15 protein-coding genes are annotated in these 15,947 nt (G+C 52.4%); all 15 read right to left on the reverse strand.

The window, feature by feature from the left end; translation table 11 throughout:
- Complete coding sequence (gene wcaJ, locus WC1_RS09505; protein WP_016150600.1) at positions 1–1,395, reverse strand: undecaprenyl-phosphate glucose phosphotransferase; 1,395 nt, start codon at positions 1,393–1,395, stop codon at positions 1–3.
- Between the two features lie 54 nt (positions 1,396–1,449).
- Positions 1,450–2,820: a colanic acid biosynthesis phosphomannomutase CpsG gene (cpsG, locus tag WC1_RS09500; protein ID WP_016150601.1), complete on the reverse strand. Its 1,371-nt coding sequence runs from the start codon at positions 2,818–2,820 to the stop codon at positions 1,450–1,452.
- Between the two features lie 135 nt (positions 2,821–2,955).
- Positions 2,956–4,392, reverse strand: coding sequence for a mannose-1-phosphate guanyltransferase (gene cpsB, locus WC1_RS09495; RefSeq protein WP_032948011.1), 1,437 nt, complete (start codon positions 4,390–4,392; stop codon positions 2,956–2,958).
- A 2-nt stretch (positions 4,393–4,394) separates the two neighbouring features.
- The gene (gene wcaI, locus WC1_RS09490) at positions 4,395–5,618 is read right to left on the reverse strand and encodes a colanic acid biosynthesis fucosyltransferase WcaI (RefSeq protein ID WP_016150603.1); all 1,224 of its coding nucleotides are present in this window, start codon (positions 5,616–5,618) and stop codon (positions 4,395–4,397) included.
- Entirely contained in the window at positions 5,615–6,094 is a 480-nt protein-coding gene (locus tag WC1_RS09485) for a GDP-mannose mannosyl hydrolase (protein WP_016150604.1), read from the reverse strand. The genes wcaI and WC1_RS09485 overlap by 4 nt, the downstream gene beginning before the upstream one ends.
- Before the next feature lie 2 nt (positions 6,095–6,096).
- Positions 6,097–7,062 (reverse strand): GDP-L-fucose synthase, encoded by a 966-nt coding sequence (locus WC1_RS09480; RefSeq protein WP_003841801.1) that lies wholly within the window; start codon positions 7,060–7,062, stop codon positions 6,097–6,099.
- 2 nt (positions 7,063–7,064) lie between these two features.
- Complete coding sequence (gene gmd, locus WC1_RS09475; protein WP_016150605.1) at positions 7,065–8,186, reverse strand: GDP-mannose 4,6-dehydratase; 1,122 nt, start codon at positions 8,184–8,186, stop codon at positions 7,065–7,067.
- Positions 8,187–8,210: 24 nt separating this feature from the next.
- Entirely contained in the window at positions 8,211–8,765 is a 555-nt protein-coding gene (gene wcaF, locus WC1_RS09470; RefSeq protein ID WP_003036750.1) for a colanic acid biosynthesis acetyltransferase WcaF, read from the reverse strand.
- Positions 8,766–8,774: 9 nt separating this feature from the next.
- The gene (wcaE, locus tag WC1_RS09465) at positions 8,775–9,521 is read right to left on the reverse strand and encodes a colanic acid biosynthesis glycosyltransferase WcaE (RefSeq protein ID WP_016150606.1); all 747 of its coding nucleotides are present in this window, start codon (positions 9,519–9,521) and stop codon (positions 8,775–8,777) included.
- Between the two features lie 5 nt (positions 9,522–9,526).
- Positions 9,527–10,744: a colanic acid polymerase WcaD gene (wcaD, locus tag WC1_RS09460; RefSeq protein ID WP_016150607.1), complete on the reverse strand. Its 1,218-nt coding sequence runs from the start codon at positions 10,742–10,744 to the stop codon at positions 9,527–9,529.
- Positions 10,719–11,936, reverse strand: coding sequence for a colanic acid biosynthesis glycosyltransferase WcaC (wcaC, locus tag WC1_RS09455; RefSeq protein WP_003841794.1), 1,218 nt, complete (start codon positions 11,934–11,936; stop codon positions 10,719–10,721). The genes wcaD and wcaC overlap by 26 nt, the downstream gene beginning before the upstream one ends.
- The gene (gene wcaB / locus WC1_RS09450; protein WP_003841792.1) at positions 11,933–12,421 is read right to left on the reverse strand and encodes a colanic acid biosynthesis acetyltransferase WcaB; all 489 of its coding nucleotides are present in this window, start codon (positions 12,419–12,421) and stop codon (positions 11,933–11,935) included. Before wcaB ends, wcaC begins: the two co-directional genes overlap by 4 nt.
- A gap of 2 nt (positions 12,422–12,423) precedes the next feature.
- Positions 12,424–13,266, reverse strand: a complete 843-nt coding sequence (gene wcaA, locus WC1_RS09445; RefSeq protein WP_003036760.1) for a colanic acid biosynthesis glycosyltransferase WcaA — start codon at positions 13,264–13,266, stop codon at positions 12,424–12,426.
- A 72-nt stretch (positions 13,267–13,338) separates the two neighbouring features.
- Positions 13,339–15,501: a tyrosine-protein kinase Wzc gene (wzc, locus tag WC1_RS09440; RefSeq protein ID WP_016150608.1), complete on the reverse strand. Its 2,163-nt coding sequence runs from the start codon at positions 15,499–15,501 to the stop codon at positions 13,339–13,341.
- Complete coding sequence (gene wzb, locus WC1_RS09435) at positions 15,498–15,947, reverse strand: low molecular weight protein-tyrosine-phosphatase Wzb (RefSeq protein ID WP_016150609.1); 450 nt, start codon at positions 15,945–15,947, stop codon at positions 15,498–15,500. The genes wzc and wzb overlap by 4 nt, the downstream gene beginning before the upstream one ends.

The raw sequence follows: 15,947 nt of genomic DNA on the forward strand, positions 1-15,947 counted from the left end.
TTAATACGCCGCTTTGTTAACAAAGCCTTTGAATATCGTCAGAAAAACAATTTTGATATCGAACCACACGCTCCACTCGCGAATGTATTCGAGGTCAAACTCCACACGTTTCTCCATTTTTTCCAGCGTATCGGTTTCACCGCGCCAGCCGTTGATTTGCGCCCAGCCGGTAATACCCGGTTTCACCTTATGGCGTAACATGTATCCCTCAATCAGTTGGCGGTACTGTTCGTTATGCGCCACCGCATGCGGACGTGGTCCGACGATAGACATCCCCCCGGTGAGCACGTTAATAAACTGCGGCAGTTCATCAAGCGACGTCCGACGCAGGAAATTCCCCACAGGAGTAACGCGCGGATCGTTTTGCGTGGCCTGCGTCACCACCGCATCGTTTTCCATCACTTTCATTGAGCGAAACTTCCAGACTTTGATCGGCTTCCCATCCATGCCATAGCGAGTCTGGCGGAAAATCACCGGTCCTTTGGAGGTCAGTTTTACCAGTAGTGCTATGCCACACAGCACCGGGGAAATAAGTAGCAGGATCAGTGAAGCCAGCACGATATCTTCCGCGCGCTTCAACAGACGATTAATTCCCGAGAGTGGCGTGTCATACAGCGGCACCACCGGAATGCCGTTCATCTCTTCAATCCGTGAATGCAGAATGTTGAAGGTAAAGACATCAGGAATAAGGATCACTGAACAGGTGGTATCGGCCAGCTCGCGCACTAATTTTTTGACGCTGGCACCATCGCTCATCGACATGGCGATATAAACGTTATGAATGCGTGAGGCTTTGGCGTCATCCACCAGTTGTTGCAGATTACCGGCCCAGTCGCGGGAGTTTTTTCCAGGGATAGGGTCGTGATAGATACCTGCTACTTCAAACCCCAGCCACGGTTCATGGCGAAAACTGTCCAGTAGCATTTGTCCAGCTGGCAGGTCCCCTGCCACTGCCACCCGGCGAGTGTTGTAACCGCGATTACGCAGCCATCCCGCGCCGTAGCGAATAAACGACCGGCTCAACACCAGGCCGACGCTGGACAGCAGATACCATGCCAGCCAGACGGCGAGGCGGTTATCAAAATCGTTATTAAAGGCGATCAGACCTGCGCAAAAAATCAGGCTCAGCGTCCAGTTTTGCAGCAACAGCACCAGCTCAGTGGTCATTTTGACACCACGCCAGGAGCGATAAAAATCCGTTATGCCACCGAGCATCTGAAAAACGACCAGCGTGATCAGCGCCACCAGCAGGTGCATGTACAGGAAAGGCAAACCATTAAATTCGCAGATTACCCACAACCCGCCAAACATGATGGTGATATCTGAAAAGCGTTGCACCATCGAAATTAACGACGCATTGGTTTTGGCGCGCTCGCGCTTCTTTAGATGTGTCATCGTGGTTCCTGTTAGTCACCCTTTGCCCAGAATCGGGCAAAGGAAGCACCAGCATTACTGATTCAGTAACGCCAGAAGAGTGCGCGTTCGCGCTTCCATCAACGGAATATCTCCGCGCGATTCCACGTTCAGGCGCACCACCGGTTCGGTATTGGAAGAGCGTAAATTGAAGCGCCAGTCGACAAACGACATGCTGATACCGTCCGTTCTGTCTACCGTCAGCGCCTCACGGGAAAAATGCTGCTCCACGCGCGCAATCGCTGCCGCCGGCTCTGCCAGCGTGCTGTTTATTTCACCACTTGCCGGGTAGGCCACCATCCGGTCGCGGACCAGTTCGCCCAGCGACTGTCCTTTCAGACAAAGCAGTTCAGCCACCAGCAGCCACGGGATCATGCCGCTGTCACAGTAGGCAAAGTCACGGAAATAGTGATGCGCACTCATTTCACCGCCGTAAATGGCATCTTCGTGGCGCATCCGCTCTTTGATAAACGCGTGTCCGGTTTTTGACATCACCGGTTTACCGCCTGCCGCCGTCACCACGTCCACTGTGTTCCAGGACAGGCGCGGGTCGTGGATAATCTTCGCCCCCGGATTCTTCTCCAGAAACGCCTCCGCCAGCAGGCCGACAATGTAGTAGCCCTCAATGAACTGACCTTTTTCATCGAACAGGAAGCAGCGGTCAAAATCACCGTCGAAGGCAATCCCCATATCGGCGCCATGTTCAATCACCGCATTGCGCGTGTCAGCCCGACATTCCGGCAGCAGAGGATTGGGAATACCGTTGGGGAAGTTGCCATCCGGCGTGTTGTGGATTTTGATGAACTCGACCGGCACGCCCAATGTTTTAAAACGGGCTTCAATGGCGTCCACTACAGGGCCTGCCGCGCCGTTACCGGAATTGAGCACCAGCTTCATCGGTTTCAGATTGGCGGGATTGATGTAACCCAGCAGGTGGTCAATGTAGGCATCACGGGTAGTAATACGCTGGTAGCGGCCACGTTTTGTCTCATCAACCGCCGGGAAGTCGTTGGCTTCCGCCAGGCGCTGTACGTCGCGCAGACCGGTATCACCGCTGATGGGCCGTGCCCCTTCCCGCACCAGCTTCATGCCGTTGTAATCCATCGGATTATGGCTGGCGGTCACTTCAATACCGCCGTCAATACCCAGGTGGAAGGTGGCGAAATAAATCTCTTCGGTACCCGACATGCCAATATCCAGCACATCCACCCCCGCATCCTGAAGTCCTTTCGCCAACGCCAGCTTTAGCGTCTTGCTGGTCAGGCGCACATCACCACCGAGGACAATCGTTTTTGGCTTCAGGAACTCGCCGTAAGCGCGGCCAATACGCCACGCGATATCTTCATTCAGCTCTTCGCCCAGCCTGCCGCGAATATCGTAGGCTTTGAAACAGGTTAATTTCGTCATGATTTACCCTTCTTCAGGCAACAGGAGGCCCTGACTCTTAATGAGCCTTTTAATGAGTGTTAAATGCATTTCCCGGCGCGCTTCGCTTACCGGGCCTACGGTGTTGTAGGCTGGATAAGCGAAGCACATCCGGCATCAGGTACGCCCGTATCTGTCCGCAAACCGCACCACATCATCCTCATCGAGGTAAGATCCGGAGCGCACTTCAATCAGATCGAGCGGGATTTTCCCGGGATTCTCCAGACAATGGGTCGCCCCAAGCGGAATATAGACAGACTCGTTTTCAGCGAGCAGTTTGATGTCATCATTGATCGTCACTTTCGCGGTACCGGCCACCACTACCCAGTGTTCAGCCCGGTGATGATGCATCTGCACGGACAATCCTTCACCGGGTTTAACGGTAATTCGCTTCACCTGGTAACGGTCTCCGGCATCAATGGAGTCATACTTGCCCCACGGACGGTAAACTTCACGGTGAATATGGTGTTCATGTCGTCCGTCAGCTTTAATTTGCTCCACCACTTTTTTGACGTCCTGCACCGCGTTGCGATCGGCGATCAGCACCGCATCTTTGGTCTGCACCACCACCAGATCCTTCACCCCGACGGTCGTCACCAGGCCAGATTCGGCATACACGTAGCTGTTCTCCGTTTTGTGGCTAATGACGTCGCCATGATGCACATTGCCTTCAGCAGTATGGGCGCTGATTTCCCACAGCGATGACCAGGAGCCAACGTCGCTCCAGCCTGCGTTCATGGGCATTACCACCGCATCCGCCGTACGTTCCATTACCGCATAGTCCACAGACTCTTCCGGACAGGCGAGAAACGCCTGTTCATCAACGCGGATAAAATCGAGATCGGGGTCGACCGTACTCATGGCATTCACACAAGCCTCAAGAATGTCGGGGCGGTACTTTTCCAGTTCTTCCAGGTAACGTCCGGCGCGGAACAAGAACATGCCGCTGTTCCAGTAGTAATCGCCGTTCGCCACATAAGCCTGCGCGGTTTCCAGATTGGGTTTTTCAACAAACTGCGCCACTTCGAACGCCACGGCGTCGGTATTCGTTGGCGAAACCACGCCACGTCGGATATAGCCATAGCCCGTTTCCGGCTGGTCCGGCACGATACCAAACGTCACCAGCTTACCCGCACTGGCATAGGGCATAGCATTGCGAACCGCCTCGCGAAATGCCTCTTCGTCGGCAATCATGTGATCGGCCGCCAATACCAGCAGCAGCGGATCTTCCTCCGGGCTTTGACGTTTTGCCGCCAGTGCGGCCAGCGCTATCGCCGGTGCCGTGTTACGTCCGGCGGGTTCGAGAATAATGTTCTCAGTCAGCTTGTGCAGTTGCCGTAGCTGTTCCGCGACGATGAAACGGTGTTGTTCATTACAGATAACCACCGGGCTTTCACACTCCACGCCGTTCAGACGACAGATCGTTGTCTGCAGCATAGTGAGATCACCTTTCAGGCACAGGAACTGCTTTGGATACAATACGCGGGACAGAGGCCATAAACGGCTACCCGAGCCACCGGCCATCACTACCGGAAAGAGTTTGCTTTGACTCATCATTAACCCCGAATATCAGCAATAAATTGGCTAAGCACGTTATCTTTATCCAGCGTGCGTTCAGCATAGTCACGTGCCACCGTATTGACTTTTGGCATCCTCAACGCCTGTTGGATACCGCAAACCAGCGCATTTACCGATTCCGGCTCCACGCATACTGCGATGCCTGGAACAATGTTACAGAGCTGCCCCAGCTCGGTTTCCGGCTCGGCGGTAATCACCGCGTTACCACCAACGGCGAGGATATTGGTCAGTTTGGAAGGCAGTACGGCATCCGCCGCACCGCGCTTTTGTACCACCAGATGACAGTCCGCCATTTTGAGCAGTGCAGGCAGCGCGTCATAAGATTGCAGCGGAAAGAACATCACATTGTTCAGGCCGCGTTCGCTGGCCATATTCTCCAGCCGCGCTTTACCCCCGCCCTGCCCGACAATCACAAACAGCCAGGGCCGCTCGCTCAACAAGGCCGCTGCGTCGATCACACTCTCCAGCCCTTGCTTTTCACCAATATTGCCAGAGTAGAGAATGATTTTTTTTCCATCAGGCAAGCCCAGTTGCTGGCGCAACGCCAGAGCATCGGCGGCGTCCACATCGCGAAAACGCGCTACTTCTGACCAGTTCGGAAAGAAAATAACCTTCTGTGCATCAACGCCCTTTTCCTGTGCTTTATTCATCATTGAGCGAGAAATGGTCGAAATATGATCCATATTCAACAGCCCACTGCGCTCAAAGGCGCTGGCCAGTTTTGCCACCATGCCGCGCTTGCCTTTGCCCGCCATGCCAAGTCCCAACATGGCATCAACTTCGTAATCCTGAATATGCAGTAGCGTGCGCGCCCCGGACAGCTTCGCCAGCAGGCGCATTCCCGGCGTACAAAACAGCGTCGGTACTACCCCAATGATGCGATCCGGCTTCCAGCGGCGCTGCGCCAGCAGCGGGAAGAAACTGCTCAGGGCGAAACTGCCTAAATGCAGTAGACGCTTGAGCGTGGAGGGCTGCTCAGGCACATACAGCGGGCAACGCCAGACGATGGCATCGCCCTCTTCACGATGGTAGCGCCAGGATGAATAGCGACCGTTGACTTTCCACTGCGGATAATAAGGCGGCGCAGTGATCACCCGTACGTCATGCCCCTGTTGCGCCATCCATTCCACCATTTCACCGGTGTATTTACCGATACCGGTCAACTCCGGCGAATAGTTGATGCCATACACAAGGATCTTCATAGCCCGGGTGCTCCGGCCTGACTCTTCTCACAGAAGTAAGCCCGGCTGTTGTCGTGCACGTGGTCACTGGCCAGAATCTCTTCAATTGCCAGCCAGCGGTACGCGTCATGTTGAACGTCAGGCAGTTGCAGGTCGTTTTCCGACACCCGCAGACGAAATCCCAGCACGATGTAATGCGTTGAGAAATCTTCCCCGGAAAAGTTGTCGTCATAGAAGTGCTGCCAGACACCGTAAAACTGCGCAGCGGACAGCGGTAAACGTAACCCCAGCTCAGCTTCAGTAAGCCGCTCAAAGGCCGCGTGCAACGGTTCATCTTTTTGCACCCGACCGCCGGGCACAAACCAGTACCCCTGCGCAGGACGATTGAGGCGCTTGCCAAGCAGAAATTCACCGTGGGCGTTTTCCACGATCAAATCGATGGAAATCAGCGGAGTTGAACGTACAACGGTGGCAAAATCCTCATGACGTAAAAACATGCTTACCCCCGGTAACGCTGCTGGTTTTCAAGAAACCACTGATATGTACTGGCAAGTCCCGCTTGCAGAGATATCTCGTGATACCAGCCCAACTGATGCAGACGCGTAACGTCAAGCAATTTGCGCGGCGTGCCGTCCGGTTTGCTGGCGTCAAACACCACGCGCCCCTTGTAACCCACGACCTCCGCAATAGTCTGCGCCAGTTCACGGATGGTGCAGTCCACGCCGGTACCCACGTTGATATGCGACAGCATCGGCTGGGTATATTCCTGCAACACTTCCTGAGCCAACTCCATCACGTGGATACTGGCCGCCGCCATATCGTCGACATGCAGAAATTCACGCATTGGCGTCCCGCTGCCCCATACCACCACATCCGGCGCATTTTGCCCGCGAGCTTCATGAAAGCGGCGCAGCAGCGCCGGGATCACATGCGAATTACTCGGATGAAAGTTGTCATGCGGCCCATACAGATTGGTCGGCATCACCGAGCGATAATCACGGCCATACTGTCGGTTATACGATTCACACAGCTTGATACCGGCAATTTTGGCAATCGCATACGGCTCATTGGTCGGTTCAAGTGTCCCCTGCAACAGTTCACTCTCGGCGATTGGCTGGGTAGCTTGCTTGGGATAAATACAGGATGACCCGAGAAACAACAGTTTATTCACGTTATGCAGATGTGCAGCATGAATAATGTTGCTCTCAATCATCATGTTTTCATAAATAAAATCAGCAGGATAAGTATTGTTTGCCACAATCCCCCCTACTTTTGCCGCCGCCAGATAAACCTGGTCAATACGTTCAGCGGCAAAAAACGCCTGCACCGCACTGGCGTCCAGCAGATTAAGCTGGTCGCGGGTACGCAGCACCAGCTCCACATTATTTCGCTGCGACAATTGTCTGACGATGGCGGACCCCACCATCCCGCGATGGCCCGCCACAAAAATACGTTGTGTCTTCATCCTCAGTACTCCAGCGCGATGGCAACCTCGTAACCGTGCGACTTAAGCAGGGAATGTTTCTTCGCCGCATCAAGATCGTTAGCAACCATTTCCGAGATCATCTGGCGCAGCGTGATTTCCGGTTTCCAGCCCAGTTTTTCATGTGCTTTGGCCGGATCGCCCAGCAGCGTTTCCACCTCAGCCGGACGGAAGTAGCGCGGGTCAACGGCAATCATGACATCGCCTGGCTTCACGCCCGGCGCATCATGTCCGGTCACGGAAATCACGATGCCTTTTTCATTCACGCCCTCACCTTCAAAGCGCAATTTAATCCCCAGCTGAGCTGCCGCCATTTCTACAAACTGGCGCACGGAATACTGCACGCCGGTGGCAATCACGAAATCTTCCGGCTTATCCTGCTGCAGCATCATCCACTGCATCCTGACGTAATCTTTGGCATGCCCCCAATCGCGCAGTGAATCCATGTTGCCCAGGTACAGGCAAGACTCCAGCCCCTGAGCGATGTTGGCGATCGCCCGGGTAATTTTGCGAGTGACAAAGGTTTCGCCGCGGCGCGGAGACTCGTGGTTAAACAGAATGCCGTTACAGGCATACATCCCGTAAGACTCACGGTAGTTGACGGTTATCCAGTAGGCATACAGCTTAGCAACGGCATACGGTGAACGCGGATAGAACGGCGTGCTCTCTTTCTGCGGGATTTCCTGAACCAGACCGTACAGCTCAGAGGTGGACGCCTGATAAAAACGGGTCTTTTTTTCCAGACCAAGGAAGCGGATCGCCTCCAGCAAGCGCAAGGTGCCGATCGCATCAACGTCTGCGGTGTATTCCGGTGAATCAAACGACACCGCAACGTGGCTCATGGCACCCAGGTTATAGACTTCATCCGGTTGGACTTCCTGTAAAATACGGGTCAGATTGGAGGAGTCCGTCAAATCGCCATAGTGCAGATGAAATTTGGGATTGCCTGAATGCGGATCCTGGTAGATGTGGTCCACACGTTCGGTGTTGAATGATGAAGCGCGACGCTTAATACCGTGTACTTCGTACCCTTTTTCCAGCAGGAGTTCTGCCAGGTAAGAACCATCCTGCCCGGTTACGCCAGTAATGAGAGCGACTTTTGACATGTTATAACCTCTTCAGTGATCCCCTCAGGGAGTAACTTTCTCGACGCGTTCGCGCGTGACTACTGCGGGATTTCCCCGACAAATGACATTTGCTGGCAGCGATTTAAATACGCTGCTTCGTGCCCCGACAACGGTGCCATCGCCAATCGTCACGCCAGGCGCGACAAAGACATCTGTCGCCAGCCAGCATTTATCGCCAACCACTATCGGTGTGGCGTTAATATCAAAATGTTGGCTGGCATAATCATGACTCCCGGTGCATAAATAACTTTTTTGCGAAATAACTGCGTGTGCCCCAATCGTAATATCACCTAACGTATATAAAACCGCGTCATCACCCACCCAGGCATAATCTCCCAGAGTTAGTTTCCACGGATAAGTAATTTTTACTGAAGGCCGAATGACTACGTTTTTTCCTATTTTTGCGCCAAACATCCGTAATAAAAAAGCACGCCAGCGATACATGACCTGTGGAGACCAGCGAAATAATGTTGCTTGCACCGCCCACCATAATTGCACTTTAATAGCGCCGCCGCCGCGAAAACCGCCAGGCACTTTAAATCCGCTTAAGTCTTGCATATTGTGCCCTTACGTTTTTCCATATAAGGCTTTTGTTTTATCGGTTGTGCGCAGACGTAAATATTCTGACAAACCGGTCCAAAAACCTGGCATGTGTAATATCTGGCGCTGTACTTTTTTGGCATCCCGGCACAATTCCAGATTATTCGTCGTTGACACTCCGCCCATAGAAAATTCCGAAACCAACCCGCGCAGCTTTTTAAAAGCGTAACCGGACTTGTATAATTTGGCTGCCAACGCGTAATCTGACGATATTTTATATTGCAAATCATAATGCCAGACATTCAGTCCTGAGAGCGGAAAAAATATTGCCTGATGGCTGGCTGGCAGGCTGTGATAAATATACCAACCCGGTTTTGCCCGACGCTTAATTTTGTTGCCATTGCCGAAATCCAGCAACGCATCGCCAATGACCATAGTTTGGTCACTCTGCATTTTTAGCTGGCGGATAAAACAAGCCGCATTCGCATGCAGAATATCCCCGGAGTTGAGGAACAGTGCAAACCGCCCGCGCGCCATGGCGATGCCTTTGTTCATCGCATCATAGATGCCGTTATCCGGCTCGCTGACAAACCGTAACCGGTGTTCTCCACTGAGTCCTTCAAGAAACGCCGACGTACCATCCGAGGAGCCGCCATCAACAACAATCCACTCAAAACTGATATCACCCGCTTGCGCCAGATGTGCCAGCGACGCGTGAGTTTTGACGATCCCTTCCAGATTGCGAAAGGCGACGGTAATGATACTGAGCAGCATGTGAGTTACCTCGCGATATTCAGCGCCTTGCGCAAAATAAACGGACACACAATTAAAAATGCGTATTCCGGACTAAATACTGAACCTGTAAAAAACAGTGACAATGGTGTAAAAAGATAAAGCTGCACCCGATAATTCTGATTATCGCCAAACGCATTGATCATCATTTTCATGACCTTCCCCATGTACCATAGGGCTAATATCACCGCGAACCATGAAAAATAAATAATCAGCAGATACAAGCCATTGTCTATTGTTTTACCGACATCTGCACCGTTAAAAATTCCGAATGACGCGACGTATTCATAAAGTGAGCCAAATCTCACTACGCCATCAACGTTCAGTAACGAATAACCGACCATCACTAATGGTCCTACGATACGATAATACGATGACGAACCTTCAGTTCCTAAATCACCAAGCCGCGTTGCGATGTACGGAAAAGCAAATATCACACCAACTAAAAACACGCTTAATGAGATTATCGCCAGAGGTATCTTCTTTTTTATCGCATCCTTATTTAGGTACTGAAACGCCCATTCCAGGAGGTAAAACAAAATAAACGTCATTACTCCTGAAAACGATCCCGATAATATTATCCCTACCAGAATCATAGCATCGGACTTAGGTGTTTTGATACCAAACTGTTTGATACTGAGCCAAATTGAGATTAATGCCAGAGCGAAGAATGCCGGTTCGAAATAGAGCGCGGTGGTTCGTTTCCCACCAAACTTAATAAAGTTCAGAACATAGCTGTTACTGTAAATAAGATATTTCGAAATAACTTCCATTAAACTGCTGCCGCCGCTGAGAATTATCTGCGCCATTTCAGCTGCAGCTAACCCCACCACCAGTCCCACAACCAGCCAGAAAAAGCGCAAGATTTTAATGTAGTTATGCGATGAAATGGTTTTGAAGCGAATACTCCATACCATGCCAATAATCACCACGGTATAGATAAACAACATGGCGGACGTCACGTACTTGCTGGCATCCAGTGACTGACCGAACAGATAGTTAAATGCCGTCAGTCCGCCCCCTACGCCCAGCGCGATCATTAATTTTTTGATATTGATGCGTTCGATAAACAGCAACAGCAGAACGGGTAAAAAGGTAACGATAGTGATCGGGAAGCTCTCGCCAAGCTGGGCGAGTTTGACGTTTACCAGCAGATAAAGCAGCGGTAGCACCAGATAGCTACAGATTCTGATAGAACGAGACATATTCCTCCAGCATCTGTTGTCCACTGTATGCCAATCGGCTGCGCTGGCTAAATGCGGCAAGCGACGTGTCAAAAACCGCCTGCGCAATGTCTGATTTTTTCAGCTGCACCAGTTGCAACACTTCAGCTTCGCTGAACGTTTTTCCGCCTGATTTAGCCAGCACTTCCTGCGCGGCATCGCTGTGCGTGGCTATTACCGGTACGCCGATGGACAGCGCTTCGCACAGAATCAGCGGGTAGTTATCGACACGGGAGCTGAACACCAGTCCATCCATCTGATTAAGCGCACTCATCAACGTGCGCTTATCGCTCTCAAAACCGTGATTGATGACGTTATCTCCCGCAAATGGCGAAAATTTGCCGAAGGTATGCAACTCAATTTTGTCTCCGAGCGCGGTAATCGCTCGCACCAGTTGCTGACTGGTTTTGCCGTCATAGCGCAGGTCATGAGCCACCACGGCAATTTTCGGCCGACCGCTCTCCTCAGGCATCGCGGGTAGTTCGGCAAGAATGGCTTCAGTTGCCACATCAATGCCATTATTGATAATGCGGCAACGTCCCGCGCCATACAGGCTGTTGAATGCGTCGGCCACATGCTGACTGGGCGAGATAAACTGGCAACCCAGCGCCAGCATCGCACGAAACATCTGCCGCTTAACGGGCAACTGTTGATGGGCTTTATCGATTTTTACCGGCGGATAGTTGCTCAGCGTTGGGCATTGCAGACAGCCCGTTTTCCAGCCTTCGCAGCCATCGGTAAAGGCACAGCGCCCGGTCACACTCCAGTGATCGTGCAGCGTCCAGACGAAGGTGATATCCGGTTTATGCGCTTTCACTTTTTGGCAAAAGGAGACTACCTCTTCCAGGTTCAACCAGTAGCTGTGCAACACATGAAAATGCAGTACCAGCGGGCCGTTAGTGCGGGTAACCGTACGATATAGCTTGTCGAGATTGCCGAACATGTCGCGGTTCGCGAAACGAAACAGCGCAATGTTCGCCGCCGACGTCAGGCGCGGCGTATATTTGATAACCTGCGGGTATTTCGCATGGCTGGCGCTTTTTTTACCGCCTTTGCCATAGCCATAGACAAAACGCGACGACAGCCCTTTTTCCAGCGACCTCAGATGCAAATCTAACGCCACGCCTGCCGCCCCACCTTCTGCGAGTCGCACATTAAATTGTAATATCTTCATTTTATTACCTTCACCCGTGCCTTCTCGCCCACGACCAGCGCATTGTCCGGAACGCTATCCACCACGACGCTCCCGGCACCAATCGTCACGTTATCGCCAATAGCAACGTCGCCAAGCAGAGTGACATTGGCCCCCAGCTCAACGCTGTTACCGATTACCGGGCAGGACAAATCGTTGGTGCCAAGATTGCCGATGGTGACGCCGTGGCGTAGGGTAAAATCATCCCCCACAACCACGTGTTTATTGATAACCACCCCATAGCCATGATGGATGGTGAAACGACGACCGATTGATGCAGCAGCCTGAATCTCATAGCCAAACAGGCATTCGGTGATAAGGCGGTACATCACCAGTACCGGGGCGGCCCACAGGTTGTTTATGATATTTTTTTTACGCCAGACGGAGCAAAAATGGGCAATCCGATAGGCCACCACCATGCAGCAGGGGCGCAGACTCCAGCCGTTCACGCGTAAATCTTCCAGCATAATTAGCGTCCTCGCAGTCCGTCGGCCAGACGCTTACTGTTGCGAACAGAAAGCAGCGTCAGCAGCGTGCGCCAGTTCATCCGTTTGTTGCGGATCTGATAGAGGGTAAACAGCTGATATTTCTTGCTGGCCCGGTCAAATTTGCCTTTGTGCTTGCGGTAAAACTGAAAGTAGCCGGAGAATTTATTTGGCGATGAGGTAATGCGCATCTCACCGTGATTCACATGCAGGATCTGCGTTGCCTCCTTGACCTTCCACGGTTTGCCATACGCCACCACCATGCGCAGGAAGATGTCGTAATCCTGCGCCGCTTTCAGCGTGGTATCGAACAGACATGCTTTAAACCGCCATGCCCAGGTAAATACCTGATTACCAATGATGTTGCGCTTATAAAACCTGCGGCGTGAATAAACGGACTTCGGATAGAGCGGCAGACTGGTCGGCTGCGAATACACTTCGCCCTCACAGACATAGTCATTGGCATACAGAAACGCCCGCGTGACCAAATGATGGCGATAGTTGAGAAATACACTCAGTCGGTTCGGCGTCCATTCATCATCATCATCAATCCCCGTAATGTATTGCCCGTTGGCCTGCATAATGGCCTGATTACGTACCGCGCAGGCCCCGGAGTTGGTGGAATTATGCGTATACGACACGCGCGGATCGTTGAGTTCCTCAACAAACTGCTGCAACTGCTCATATGAGGAAGAGCAATCATCCACAATGATCATCTCCCAGTGAGGATAGTCCTGCCGCAACACCGATTTAATCGCCCGAATGGCCAGCTGCTGGCGGTTCCAGGTTGGCATGTAAATTGAAATTAGCGGGTTTTCTGTGGTCATTTTCGTTTCCAAAAAAAGTTGCCTGATGGCACTACGCTTATCAGGCCTACATTCGATATGCGTTGCTGTTAGTTATTTCGAATCCGACGTGTATTCGTATTCGTAGTAGCCGTAATCCTGATACCCGCTGGCGCGGCGGAAGATCGAGTTGAGGATCACCCCTTTCACCTGAATGCCATTTTGCTCGAAGCGGCTCAGGCTGGTTTCCACCTCTTTCAGCGTGTTGACCGCATAACGCGCTACCATCAGCGTGGTTCCGACGTGGCGCCCTACGATAGCCGCATCGGTCACCGCCAGAATTGGTGGGGTGTCAATCAACACCAGGTCATAGTGCGAGCTGGCCCAGGCAATCAGTTCGCCGAAGCGCTCGCTCATCAACAGTTCGGAAGGATTGGGAGGAATTTGACCGCGAGGGATCAGATCAAAATGCGGAATCGATGTCGGTTTAGCGCTGGATGAAATATCCCCTTTGCCAATGAGGATCTCAGACAGGCCGTTAACATTATTGGTCCCCAGCAGTTCGTGGGTATAGCCTTTGCGCATGTCGCAGTCGATCAATAGCACGCGTTTGTTAGTCTGGCTAATAACTGCCGCCAGGTTAGCGCAGACAAACGTTTTCCCAATCGACGGACTGACGCCGGTCAGCATCAATACGTTGTTACGCGCCTGCATCATGGCAAAGTGCAGGCTGGTACGCAGGCTACGGACCGCTTCTATGGCGAGATCCGTTGGATTCCCCACGGCCAGCAGTTGGCTTTGCTTGTAGCGTTTCACACCTTTAATGGTCTGAACGTTATCACGCGCTTTTTGCCATTCAGACAGCGGAATACTGGCATACACGCTGATACCATGCTCTTCCAGCGCCTGGGGGCTTTCAATACCGCGATTAAACAGAGAACGCAGCAGTACGCCCACCACCGAAAGCATTAAACCGAGAATGATACTGCCGAGAATAATCAGCGCCGTTTTCGGCTTCAGCACGCCAGGCTGGGCAATCGCGGGATCGACAATGCGCACATCACCGACCGTACTGGCCTCGGTAATCTTCAGTTCCTGTTGCTTGTTCAGCAACTGCATATAGACCTGCTGACCGGACTCCACATCACGCGTCAGGCGAACAATTTCCTGCTGTGTTTTCGGCATCGCCGTTACACGCCCGTTAAGCTTACTTTTCTCATCTTCCAGCGCCTGGCGTTTTTCCAGCAGCGTGCGGTACGCCGGGTGCGCTTTGGTGAACAGCTTGGAAATCTCCGCTTCTTTAAAGGTCAGTTCATTCAGCTGCGCGTCGATATTCACCATCGAATCCAGCACCGCTTTGGCTTCCAGCGGCAAATCCACGGAGTCTTTATCCTGACGAAAGGCGTTCAGCTTGTTTTCAGCAACATCCAGGTGGTTACGCACTTCGGGCAACTGCTTGGCCAGAAACGCCAGACTTTTGGCGGCCTCTTCGGATTTACGTTCCACGTTTTGTTGCAGATAGTTACGGGTAATACTGTCGAGGATCTGGCGGATTTGCTCGCGGTCTTCACCGGTAAAAGTCAGGCTCAATACACCGGTATCTTTGCCTGTTTCCGCCACCATCAGATTATTTTGCAGGGTGTTTATCATGCCCAGCGTGGAGAATTTACTGACAGTAAATTGGCTCTCCGGGCTGGCATGAATCGCCTTAACCAGCATCGTCACGCCATCGTGTTCCAACACCTTGCCGACTTGCCCCCGAACGCTAAAACCCCCGTCACTCACCAGTTGATAGCTTTTGTCATTCAGCACATTGAGCGTGAAGGTCTGTTCATTCATTGCCTTTGGCAGCGTGAAGGTAGTCACATTAACCGTTTCGTTCTGACGGCCCATCAGCCGGTCCCAGCCCGCGCCAAAAATAGGGAACGTATCTTTGGTAACGCCGATATCGAGGTTGAGATCGTCTACCGTTTTCCCTAATACCAGTCGTGACTGAATGAGCTGAATTTCCGCTTCCGAGGCCGGGGGTTTGTTCGACAACGCCGAGCCAATATCCTGCACCAGTGAATTTCCAGTATTTTGCTCAATTTGCACCAGCGCGTCCGCACTATAGATGGGGGTGGCGAACAGTGTGTAGACCGCGGCACACAATGCAAAAGCCGCGGTAATGCCAAGTACCCACCAGCGGGCTTCCACCACCGTTGCGACCAGACGACCAATATCGATTTCATCATTGCCCGTTACCGGCGCAGCAGACTGTTTTACTTTTTCTGTCATCGTTTTCCCTGCTCTGCGTTCAGTGCCTGAGCCCATTGGCGGGCAGACCGTTCAAGTAATGTGTACACCGCGTCAAACGCATCACGGCTTTTACGATATGGATCGGGAATTTCGCGCTCGCTGTCCCAGTGACCAAAAAGCATCACTTTGCCGCGCATCTCCGGCACCATTTCACACAGGGCAGAGATATGGCGCTTTTCCATGGCCAGGATCAGGTCATACTCCCGGCACATTCGTCCCGAGATCTGCCGGGCACAATGATTATCCAGTGACAGGTTGTGCGCCTGCGCCACGCTAATGGCGCACGGATCCGCGCCTTTCCCCACCAGCGCCCCAAGACCGGCAGAAGAGACCGTCAACGCCGGGTGAAATTGCCCTAACAAGCGCTCTGCCGTCGGAGAACGGCAAATGTTCCCCACACAGACAACTAAGATTTTGTTAAACAT

The sequence above is a fragment of the Citrobacter sp. KTE30 genome (assembly GCF_000398825.1).
In the GTDB taxonomy this organism is placed as follows: domain Bacteria; phylum Pseudomonadota; class Gammaproteobacteria; order Enterobacterales; family Enterobacteriaceae; genus Citrobacter; species Citrobacter freundii.

What these genes read in the sequence shown, in the direction of transcription:
- wcaI (WP_016150603.1), bottom strand. Translation starts at nt 5,618, where the DNA reads ATGAAGATCCTTGTGTATGGCATCAACTATTCGCCGGAGTTGACCGGT.
- wzc (WP_016150608.1), bottom strand. Translation starts at nt 15,501, where the DNA reads ATGACAGAAAAAGTAAAACAGTCTGCTGCGCCGGTAACGGGCAATGAT.
- wzb (WP_016150609.1), bottom strand. Translation starts at nt 15,947, where the DNA reads ATGTTTAACAAAATCTTAGTTGTCTGTGTGGGGAACATTTGCCGTTCT.
- wcaE (WP_016150606.1), bottom strand. Translation starts at nt 9,521, where the DNA reads ATGCTGCTCAGTATCATTACCGTCGCCTTTCGCAATCTGGAAGGGATC.
- wcaB (WP_003841792.1), bottom strand. Translation starts at nt 12,421, where the DNA reads ATGCTGGAAGATTTACGCGTGAACGGCTGGAGTCTGCGCCCCTGCTGC.
- cpsG (WP_016150601.1), bottom strand. Translation starts at nt 2,820, where the DNA reads ATGACGAAATTAACCTGTTTCAAAGCCTACGATATTCGCGGCAGGCTG.
- wcaF (WP_003036750.1), bottom strand. Translation starts at nt 8,765, where the DNA reads ATGCAAGACTTAAGCGGATTTAAAGTGCCTGGCGGTTTTCGCGGCGGC.
- wcaA (WP_003036760.1), bottom strand. Translation starts at nt 13,266, where the DNA reads ATGACCACAGAAAACCCGCTAATTTCAATTTACATGCCAACCTGGAAC.
- wcaC (WP_003841794.1), bottom strand. Translation starts at nt 11,936, where the DNA reads ATGAAGATATTACAATTTAATGTGCGACTCGCAGAAGGTGGGGCGGCA.
- wcaJ (WP_016150600.1), bottom strand. Translation starts at nt 1,395, where the DNA reads ATGACACATCTAAAGAAGCGCGAGCGCGCCAAAACCAATGCGTCGTTA.
- WC1_RS09480 (WP_003841801.1), bottom strand. Translation starts at nt 7,062, where the DNA reads ATGAAGACACAACGTATTTTTGTGGCGGGCCATCGCGGGATGGTGGGG.
- WC1_RS09485 (WP_016150604.1), bottom strand. Translation starts at nt 6,094, where the DNA reads ATGTTTTTACGTCATGAGGATTTTGCCACCGTTGTACGTTCAACTCCG.
- cpsB (WP_032948011.1), bottom strand. Translation starts at nt 4,392, where the DNA reads ATGAGTCAAAGCAAACTCTTTCCGGTAGTGATGGCCGGTGGCTCGGGT.
- gmd (WP_016150605.1), bottom strand. Translation starts at nt 8,186, where the DNA reads ATGTCAAAAGTCGCTCTCATTACTGGCGTAACCGGGCAGGATGGTTCT.
- wcaD (WP_016150607.1), bottom strand. Translation starts at nt 10,744, where the DNA reads ATGTCTCGTTCTATCAGAATCTGTAGCTATCTGGTGCTACCGCTGCTT.